Annotated in this window: 11 protein-coding genes and 1 tRNA gene; 4 read left to right on the top strand and 8 right to left on the bottom strand. The window is 58.1% G+C overall.

Going from position 1 to position 9,137, the window contains the following annotated elements; all coding sequences use genetic code 11:
• A partial coding sequence (locus PspCFBP13508_RS26525; protein ID WP_137216216.1) for an RHS repeat-associated core domain-containing protein occupies window positions 1–2,466 on the top strand: 2,466 nt, incomplete at its 5' end.
• On the top strand, window positions 2,463–2,771 hold the full coding sequence (locus PspCFBP13508_RS26520; RefSeq protein ID WP_137216215.1) for a contact-dependent growth inhibition system immunity protein: 309 nt from the start codon (window positions 2,463–2,465) through the stop codon (window positions 2,769–2,771). The genes PspCFBP13508_RS26525 and PspCFBP13508_RS26520, both read left to right, overlap by 4 nt.
• 80 nt (window positions 2,772–2,851) lie before the next feature.
• On the opposite strand, the gene PspCFBP13508_RS27485 is transcribed toward PspCFBP13508_RS26520, so the two are convergent.
• The 8 genes from PspCFBP13508_RS27485 to PspCFBP13508_RS26485 form a co-directional block, all read right to left on the bottom strand.
• Window positions 2,852–3,019, bottom strand: coding sequence for a hypothetical protein (locus PspCFBP13508_RS27485; RefSeq protein WP_178083662.1), 168 nt, complete (start codon window positions 3,017–3,019; stop codon window positions 2,852–2,854).
• Between the two features lie 118 nt (window positions 3,020–3,137).
• Complete coding sequence (locus tag PspCFBP13508_RS26515) at window positions 3,138–3,557, bottom strand: YMGG-like glycine zipper-containing protein (protein WP_024012287.1); 420 nt, start codon at window positions 3,555–3,557, stop codon at window positions 3,138–3,140.
• 135 nt (window positions 3,558–3,692) lie between these two features.
• The gene (locus PspCFBP13508_RS26510) at window positions 3,693–4,064 is read right to left on the bottom strand and encodes a bacteriocin (protein WP_122692184.1); all 372 of its coding nucleotides are present in this window, start codon (window positions 4,062–4,064) and stop codon (window positions 3,693–3,695) included.
• Between the two features lie 300 nt (window positions 4,065–4,364).
• Complete coding sequence (locus PspCFBP13508_RS26505; RefSeq protein WP_137216214.1) at window positions 4,365–4,553, bottom strand: hypothetical protein; 189 nt, start codon at window positions 4,551–4,553, stop codon at window positions 4,365–4,367.
• Between the two features lie 190 nt (window positions 4,554–4,743).
• The gene (locus PspCFBP13508_RS26500; RefSeq protein ID WP_016773801.1) at window positions 4,744–5,064 is read right to left on the bottom strand and encodes a YbjQ family protein; all 321 of its coding nucleotides are present in this window, start codon (window positions 5,062–5,064) and stop codon (window positions 4,744–4,746) included.
• Window positions 5,065–5,133: 69 nt separating this feature from the next.
• Complete coding sequence (locus PspCFBP13508_RS26495) at window positions 5,134–6,414, bottom strand: Y-family DNA polymerase (protein ID WP_137216213.1); 1,281 nt, start codon at window positions 6,412–6,414, stop codon at window positions 5,134–5,136.
• The gene (gene umuD, locus PspCFBP13508_RS26490) at window positions 6,401–6,832 is read right to left on the bottom strand and encodes a translesion error-prone DNA polymerase V autoproteolytic subunit (protein ID WP_137216212.1); all 432 of its coding nucleotides are present in this window, start codon (window positions 6,830–6,832) and stop codon (window positions 6,401–6,403) included. Before umuD ends, PspCFBP13508_RS26495 begins: the two co-directional genes overlap by 14 nt.
• A 249-nt stretch (window positions 6,833–7,081) precedes the next feature.
• A tRNA-Ser gene (locus PspCFBP13508_RS26485) sits at window positions 7,082–7,171 on the bottom strand.
• Window positions 7,172–7,468: 297 nt separating this feature from the next.
• Here PspCFBP13508_RS26485 and PspCFBP13508_RS26480 point away from each other — a divergent pair.
• The gene (locus tag PspCFBP13508_RS26480; RefSeq protein ID WP_076566844.1) at window positions 7,469–8,158 is read left to right on the top strand and encodes a crotonase/enoyl-CoA hydratase family protein; all 690 of its coding nucleotides are present in this window, start codon (window positions 7,469–7,471) and stop codon (window positions 8,156–8,158) included.
• Window positions 8,159–8,379: 221 nt separating this feature from the next.
• The gene (locus PspCFBP13508_RS26475; RefSeq protein WP_016773795.1) at window positions 8,380–9,102 is read left to right on the top strand and encodes a 1-acylglycerol-3-phosphate O-acyltransferase; all 723 of its coding nucleotides are present in this window, start codon (window positions 8,380–8,382) and stop codon (window positions 9,100–9,102) included.
• Window positions 9,103–9,137: the final 35 nt, after the last annotated feature.

The following is a 9,137-nucleotide window of genomic DNA, read 5'->3' as shown; positions in this document are numbered from 1 at the left end:
GACGATGCACCAACGTCCTACGAGTACCGCAACGGTTTTCTCTACAAGCGTTGCCGTGGTGATGCGGTGTGGATCTACCGACGCAATGCCGAAGGCGCCGTTACCGAAGCGGTCGATCCCGACGGCCAGGTCACTCATTACTACTACAACCTGCGCGGGCAGTTGCTGTCGCTGCGTTATCCGGACAGCAGCCGCCACCGCTGGGTGTGGAACGAGCTCGACCAGCTCATCGAAGAAACCCTGCCCGATGGCGGCGTGCGGCGCTTTTCCTACGATGCGCTGGGCCGGCGGATTACCACCCAGGACGAATGTGGTGTTGTCAGTCGTCAGCAGTGGGATGCGGCCGGCCGACTGATCCTGACGACTTCTCCTACGGGCAGCACGCGCGCCTACAGCTACGGCGTCTACGGCCAGATCACCGCCGAACGCGATGAACTGGGGCGCATCACCCGCTACGAATATGACGACGATCTGCACCTTGTCTCGCGGCGCATCAACCCCGACGGCACCCGCGTGCAGTACCGCTACGACCATGCGCGGTTGCTGCTGACCGAGATCGAAAACGAATCGGGCGAAAAGTACCGACTGGATTACACGCCGACCGGATTGATTCGACAGGAAACCGGGTTTGATGGGCGGCGCACCGCGTACGTTTACGACCTCAATGGTCATCTGCTGGAAAAGACCGAGTTTGGTGATTTCGGCGTCAGTCTGGTCACCCACTATGAGCGCGACAAGACCGGGCGTTTGCTGGTCAAAACCCTGCCCGATGGGATCAAAGTTCGCTACGACTACGACCGCCTCGGGCGCTTGGTTGCTGTCGATGACGGCCAGAACCATCCGCTGGCCTTCGAGTACGACCGTCTGGACCGGCTGATCACCGAGCATCAGGGCTGGGGCACCTTGCGCTACGCCTATGACGCCTGCGGTCAGCTCAAGCGTCTGCGCCTGCCGGATAACAGCAAGCTCGACTATCACTACGCCAAGGGCGGTGCGCTGAGCGCCATCGACCTCAACGGCACGCCGCTCACGCGCCACGTCTACCACTGCGGTCGTGAACAGCAACGCCAGCAAGGTCTGCTGCTCAGCGAATATGCCTACGACGATCAGGGCCGTTTGCTCGCCCACGCTGTAGGCCATCGCCACGCTTCGCTGTACCGCCGCGATTATGCCTACAGCGCCAACGGCAATCTCGAGCACATCGCCGACAGCCGCCACGGCCAGCGCACCTACGGCTACGACGCCCTCGACCGGTTGATCCGCGTACGTCACTCGCGCGACGAACTGCCCGAATCCTTCGCCCACGACCCGGCGGGCAACCTGCTGATGCAGGATCGCCCCGGCCCTGCGCAGATCAAAGGCAACCGCCTGCTGATGCAAGGCGATCGGCATTACGACTACGACGCCTTCGGCAACCTGATCCGCGAACGCCGAGGCCACGGCCAGACCCTGGTCACCGAATACCGCTACGACTGCCAGCACCGCCTGATCGGCCTGACCCGCCCGGACGGCCAGACCGCCACTTATCAATACGACGCCTTCGGCCGGCGCATCCGCAAAACCGTCGACGGCGCCGTCACCGAATTTTTCTGGCAAGGCGAACACCTCGTCGCCGAAAGCAGCGCCAGCCAATACCGCAGCTTCCTCTACGAACCCGGCACCTTCCGCCCACTGGCGATGCTCGACGGCAAAGGCCCGAAAAAGGCCTGCCCCTTCTACTACCAACTCGACCACCTCGGCACCCCGCAGGAACTCACCGACTACAGCGGCGAAATCGTCTGGTCCGCGCAATACGACGCCTACGGCAAAGTCGCCGCCGTCACCCTGGCCGGCGAGGATTACCTCGACCAACCGCTGCGGTTTCAGGGGCAGTACTTCGATGTTGAAAGTGGGCTGCATTACAACCGGCATCGGTATTACGACCCTAGGTTAGGGCGGTATCTGACCCCGGACCCGGTGAAGCTCGCGGGTGGGTTGAATCAGTATCAGTACGTGCCGAATCCGACGGGGTGGGTGGATCCGTTGGGGTTGAGTTGCACTCCGTGTCCTGGGGAAATACGGGCCGATGGACCGTTTAGCGAAATTGTCCCTGGTGGAGGACTAGCAACGCATGAGGCTCAGGGTGGACATCTGATCGCCAGACATGTTGGGCGTACAGACGCTCAACTGGCGCAACGATTAGCAGCAGAGCCCAACATTCCGGCTGCGTCTACATTTTTGAATCGTGCAGAGGCTGAGGCCGCCGCGTCGGAAGCTTTAGCTGCCAATACGCAAGTAGTGCAAGAGTTTTTAGAAAGTAACAAAGTAAAAACGAGCTTTACTCACACTTTTAGCCGGCCAGTGGGCGTGAGTATGATCAATGGGCAGACACAATCCCAGCCAGCATCAAGCCTACTTTTAGTCTTGAAAAAAAATGCCTCTTCCTCATTGGGCTACTTCTTGTTAACGGGATTTCCAGAGCTATGAATAAAGACTTTCCTGAAATCCGAGATTTTTTTGGTGCTTACTTCCACCAGGATTGGCCGGTTGAACACGATACGGCAGACCAGGTTATAGATGAGTTTTTGGACGCATCGAATAACGAAATACTGATGCAAACCTCTCACGAACTAAAGACCTTGCTTAGCAAGGACCTCAGCGAAACGGAGTTGCGAGCTTATTTGCTGAAAGAGCTCAACTGTTACTACTGCTACTGGAACGAATGGATATCTGGAAAGGCATGGCTATGTGAAATCGAAGGAAAACTAAACAGAAAGCTAGCTGGTCGGTAACAGGCGTTATCAAGGGCCTGAAGCACAGGCCCCTTTGGCTAACAGTGGGGCGAAGACTGGTTGAAACAAATTCATATTGATCACTGCTCATCCCCATCCTCCTCATACTCCATATCCGCCTCATCCGCATCATTCAACGGCACCGTCGCATCATCCATCAGCGAGCCCGGATCTTCATTCCCCGGATCATTGATAAACGGCACCCCATTAGGGCCCTTCTCTTCTTTGCCTTCGGTTTCAGGAGTCATGGCGCACCTCTTGAGCGTGTGGGATGTATGACGTTCGAAAAGCCCTACGGCCAATCGTTCCTCTGCCTGACGGCCAGACACAAAAAACCCGGCACCAGACCGGGTTTCCGTTGATCAATCAGCGATGTTTATTTTTGTGTTTGTTCTTGTGCTTGTGGCCGCCGGAATGAGATCCGCCGTCGTCGTCGCCAAGATTGTTACCTACTGCGCCGCCTGCTGCGCCGCCAAGGCCTGCGCCAATGGCGGAGCCGGTGGAGCCGCCGAGGCTGTTGCCGACGACCGAGCCGCCTGCTGCGCCAAGACCGCCGCCAATCGCGGCTTCGGTGCGGTTGCGTTTGTTCGCGCCGACGGCACTGCCGGCCGCGCCGCCAACACCTGCGCCGACCGCTGCGCCCGTGCTGCCGCCAAGTTGTCCGCCAACCACATTACCCAGCGCACCGCCGAGACCACCGCCTACGGCAGCGGTGCCATCTCCGGCCGCCATCGCGCCCTGCGCCACGACCAAGCCAAAAAACAGTGCAGATAATGACAATCGCATATGAACCTCGCAGTTCCCGAAACGGGACAATCCGCCCAAGCGGGGCGTATGCAGATTGGAGATGATTTCGCAGGAAACGTTCAGCCATGAAAAAGCCCGACATCGAGTCGGGCTTCTTCTGACAGGCCATCAGCCTCAGTGGCGCTTGTGACCTTTGCCCAGGTTGCTGCCGACGGCACCGCCGGCCGCGCCGCCCAGACCTGCACCGATGGTGGCGCCGTTGCGGCCGCCCAGGCTGTTGCCGATCACCGAACCACCGGCTGCACCGACACCGCCACCGATCGCCGCTTTGGTGCGGCTGCCCTTGCGTGCGGCGACTGCGCTGCCCGCTGCGCCCGCGACGCCAGCGCCAATTACGGCACCGGTGCTGCCGCCCATTTTCTGACCGACCACGTTACCCAGCGCGCCGCCCAGGCCACCGCCCAGCGCCGCGGTGCCGTCACCGGCAGCCATCGCACCTTGAGCAAACAGAAGGCCAAGAACCAGAGCAGGCAGTGTTAAACGCATGACGAAAACCTCAAATAAACGGGATGACGAGAAGGAGCGGGATTTAATGCGCTCGGCGCAGGAAAGTCCAGACGCCGGCGACAGCGTCAATTGGACCGCGATCAGGGAAAAGGTTTTATGCCGGGCAAAAAAAAGCCCGCTGGGGAGACGGGCTGGAGACTTGCTTTCTAACGGATGGCTTCACACTACGTTGGCCAACGTGAAAAGTTTGTGAAAAAAAACCGACATTAATGTCAACGCCCGCCCCCTCATTCCTGCGCACATAAAAAACCCCGTTCAGTGACGGGGTACGGGATGAAATCACTTTCTGGTCCTTGCCGTGACCTTCGGCAGGAATTTCGCTTTCGGCCCTTTCGGGGCCGTGGATTTGATTTTGCCGATGCTGACCGGATCCTCGCCAAACCCCGACTGATAATCCGACTGACCGCAGCGCACACAGTTGTTGAATGAAAACTCAGCGCCATCATCTTCGATAAATGGACCTGACATAGACTCTCCCCTACGCAACCGGGCCGACACCGGCAAAACAGTTTTGCCTGGAAAATATCGTCCCTCAACGCTTTTGAGACTAGCCGGTCATTCCTGGACTTGCCGTCCAGCGACGTTGATCACCGACGAATGGATCAAGCGCCGCAATCAGCGCTCACTCGCTGAATCGGCTTTGGCTTGACGGCAATGATCAACGCAGCTTCACCGCCGTTCCGGTCACAAACACCACAACCATGCCACCCTTGCCTGCCGGCATGCTGATCTCAAAATCCACGCCAACCACCGCGTCAGCCTGCAATGCCCGCGCCCGATCCTTCAGTTCGTCGGTGGCCTGAATGCGTGCTTCTTTAAGAGCCCGCTCCAACGTCTGCGAGCGCCCGCCAAAGAAGTCGCGCATGCCGGCGAACATATCGCGGATCACGTTGACCCCTTGCACAGACTCGGCGCTGACAATGTCCAGATAGGCCGTGATCTGCCGCCCCTCCACGGAATGAGTGGTGGAAATGATCATGAAAGTCGTCCTTTACTGCAAAAATGATGGCGGCGATTGTAACGCGGCACCAAGCCTGGCACCCCTGCCTCAATTAGATTTAACGACCCACAATTGATCCAGCTTCGTTGTAAAACTCGCACTCATCATCTCCCGCCGCATGCCCCAGGCAGGATCCGCCGGCACGCTCCCCGCTCGCAATGTTCCATGCCCCCAGCGTTGATTGATCTGGTCCAGCACGCCCATCACCCTCTCCGCCGCTTGAGGTTGGGACTGTGCAAACAGGTCCTCGGTAAATTCTCCGGGCTGTCGCAGATCCATCAACAGCACCTCAGCCTTGCTGTACTTGAACCCCGGCCGGAACAATCGATCAATCGCTTCGCTCGCGACCTTGCTCAGCAATCGCACATCATTGGTCGGATAAGGCAGCTCGATCAGCGCGCCGTTGGCGTACTTGGCCTCCTCGGGATTAAACATGCCGGTGCGGATACTCACGCGGATCTTTTTGCACAGCGAATTCTGCGCGCGCAGCTTTTCCGCCGCTCGATGCACATAAGTCGCCACGGCTTCTTTGATCGGTTCGATGGTAGTCAAACGGTTGCCAAACATGCGGCTGCTGCAAATTTCCTGCTTCGGCGGTTCTGTTTCCGACAGTTCCAGACAGGATGTGCCACCCAGTTCGCGCGCGGTCTTCTCGATCACCACGCTGAACTTGCGCCGAAGTGTCCACGGATCGGCCTTCGCCAGGTCCATCGCACTTCTGATCTGCATGCTTTCCAGATGAGCTTTCATCCGCCGACCGACGCCCCACACGTCACCGACATCGGTATTGCGCAGCACCCAGTCGCGTTTGGACGGATCGCAGATGTCGACCACGCCGCCGGTATGCGCTTGCAGGCGTTTCGCGGTGTGGTTGGCGAGCTTGGCCAGCGTTTTCGTGGGGGCGATGCCGACGCCGACCGGGATGCCGGTGCGCTTATAAACAGCAGAGCGAATGGTTCGGCCAAAACCTGTCAGGTCCCCAGGAATGCCGCTGAGATCGGCGAACGCCTCATCAATGCTGTAAACCTCGACCGCCGGCACCATGGATTCGATGATCGTCATCACCCGTTCGCTCATGTCGCCGTACAAGGCGTAATTACTGCTGAACACCTGAATGCCATGGCGGCGCAAATCATCGCGAATCTGGAAATACGGCGCGCCCATTTTCACAAAGGGCTTGGCGTCATAACTGCGCGCGATCACGCAGCCATCGTTATTGCTCAGCACGACAATCGGCGTCTTCGCCAGATCGGGCCGGAACACTCGCTCACAGCTGGCATAGAAGCTGTTGCAATCGATCAGCGCGAAAACCTGCTCACGATTTGCCATGGTCGCGCACGCTGTAAGTGACCACGCCCCAGATCACCAACTCATCCCCTTCCATCACGTAGCGAGGCGGGTATTTGCTGTTGGCCGAAAGAAGGATGACGGTGTTGTCGCGCATGTGCAGGCGCTTGCAGATGGGTTCGGAGTTGAGACCGGCGATGACGATATCGCCGTGCTCGGCATTCAGGCTGCGATCGACGATCACCAGATCACCGCAAAATATCCCCGCGTCCTGCATGCTCTCGCCTTCGATCTTCGCCAGATAAACGTGCGGCGCACGAATATCGAAGATCTCATCAAGCGAAATGTGCTTTTCAATGTGATCAGCCGCCGGCGAAGGAAAACCGGCGGGAATCCGAAACGAATACAACGCAAGCTTTTCGCCCGCGCCTGACAACGGGCCGAGGATGGTGACGCTCATGATACGAACCTGATAGTGAATTTACTGTATGCGCATACAGTAAACTCGGGACGGTTCGGAGGGTCAATGAGGCGTGTAGGAGATTTCGACGGGTGACAGGGTTTTGTATAGCTTTGGAGAGAGAATGATCGCCAAGACACATTCATAGATGCCGAACATCAACGGTCCCACGTCACCATTTTCCAGCCGCCAAAAACCACAAACCCCCGACTTTCTCTAGGAAAATCAGGGGTTTGCGTTTTCAAAATGTGGCGGTGAAGGAGAGATTCGAACTCTCGATACAGTTTCCTGTATACACACTTTCCAGGCGTGCTCCTTAAGCCACTCGGACACTTCACCGTATCTCTGCAGACAAGTTCTGTCTGTCGAGGCGCGCTAATGTAGTCGAAAGCTTTTCCGATGGCAAACTTTTTTTCAGAATTTTCATGCGCTTAAGAGAGGCCGCCACGATCAGCCAGAGCGGACGATGGCAAACCCGCCAATCTCGGGTAAGCCGTGCGCTTCCTTTTATAGCAGGCAACACGCGCGCGACGCTGGCCGAAGCGCAAAACGGTGACTGGCAGGTCAGTCACGGCGCTTTACCTGGCTTGCGGCGGTGGGTAACGTCTGCCCATCTTTCTAATAAGGAATAGCGTCATGAGCGAGTTGATTGCCTACCACCTCGAAGACGGTATCGCGACCCTGACCCTGAACAATGGCAAGGTCAACGCGATTTCTCCGGATGTGATTGCGGCGTTTAACGCGGCGCTGGATCAGGCGGTGGCGGATCGCGCGGTGGTGATCATCACCGGGCAGCCGGGGATCCTCTCGGGCGGATATGACCTGAAGGTGATGACCGCCGGCCCGAAAGAAGCCGTTGCGCTGGTGACGGCCGGTTCGACCCTGGCCCGCCGCCTGCTCTCTCACCCGTTCCCGGTGATCGTTGCTTGCCCGGGGCACGCTGTGGCCAAGGGCGCTTTCCTGCTGTTGTCCGCCGATTACCGCATCGGTGTCGACGGGCCGTTCAGCATCGGCCTGAACGAAGTGCAGATCGGCATGACCATGCACCACGCCGGTATCGAGCTGGCGCGTGATCGCTTGCGGCGTTCGGCTTTCCATCGCTCGGTGATCAATGGCGAGATGTTCGATCCGCAAAGTGCCGTTGATGCAGGCTTCCTCGACAAAGTCGTCACAGCCGAAGAATTGCAAGGCGCTGCCCTGGCTGCCGCGCGGCAGTTGAAGAAGATCAACATGCTCGCGCACAAGAACACCAAGCTGAAAGTGCGCAAGCAACTGCTGGAAACTCTTGACGACGCCATCCTGCAGGACCAGCAACATCTGGGCTGACTCGTCCAGGATCTGCCGATAAGTGAATAGCCCGACCCTCGTGTCGGGCTTTTTCTTACGTCACACGTCGAAGATTCGCGGAAAGCTCTAGGACGCGCCTGACAGGCAATACTGAAACATGCGCTTAAACATCGGCCATCTCCGGACTCTATAGCGGCAATTGCCGAAAACAGTGCACATCCGTACACTGCGCCACCTTTTGTCCCGGTGGGCCTGCAAAAATGCTGTTTGTGTTTCGTATGTTGTTGATGGGCCTGCACTTTATTCTGGCCGGCGTGCTCGGCGTGATCCTTGGACTGTGCCGCCCGTTCAACCCGGACAACAGCCGACTGTGCGCCCGCCTTTACGCTTTGCCGGCGATGTGTATCTTGCGTTTGCGGGTCAGGTCCGAGGTCAACGGCTTGATGAACAAGCCCGACAGTTGCGTGATCATTGCCAACCATCAGTCCAACTACGATCTGTTCGTCTTCGGCAATGTCGTCCCCCGCCGCACCGTGTGTATCGGCAAGAAAAGCCTGAAGTGGGTGCCTTTGTTCGGCCAGTTGTTCTGGCTGGCCGGCAATGTGTTGATCGACCGTGGCAATGCGCACAAGGCGCGGCAGTCGATGCTGACGACGACCCACACCTTGCAGAACGAAGACACCTCGATCTGGGTGTTTCCGGAAGGCACCCGCAACCTCGGTGAAGATTTGCTGCCGTTCAAGAAAGGCGCGTTCCAGATGGCAATTGCCGCCGGCGTGCCGATCGTTCCGGTGTGCGTGAGCAGCTATATCAAACACATGCGCCTGAATCGCTGGCGCAGCGGGGACGTTCTCATACGTTCCTTGCCGGCGATTCCTACAGTCGGATTGACCATGGACGACATGCCCATGCTGATTGAGCGATGCCGCGAGCAGATGCGCGAGTGCATTGAATCGATGGATCGGCAACTGCAAGCCGCGTGAAACAAGACCCGCCCTGTGCGGGTTTTCTTTTGCCG

The sequence above is a fragment of the Pseudomonas sp. CFBP13508 genome, assembly GCF_005233515.1.
Taxonomy (GTDB): domain Bacteria; phylum Pseudomonadota; class Gammaproteobacteria; order Pseudomonadales; family Pseudomonadaceae; genus Aquipseudomonas; species Aquipseudomonas mercuritolerans.
This window is presented reverse-complemented; position numbering and strand designations above follow the sequence as displayed.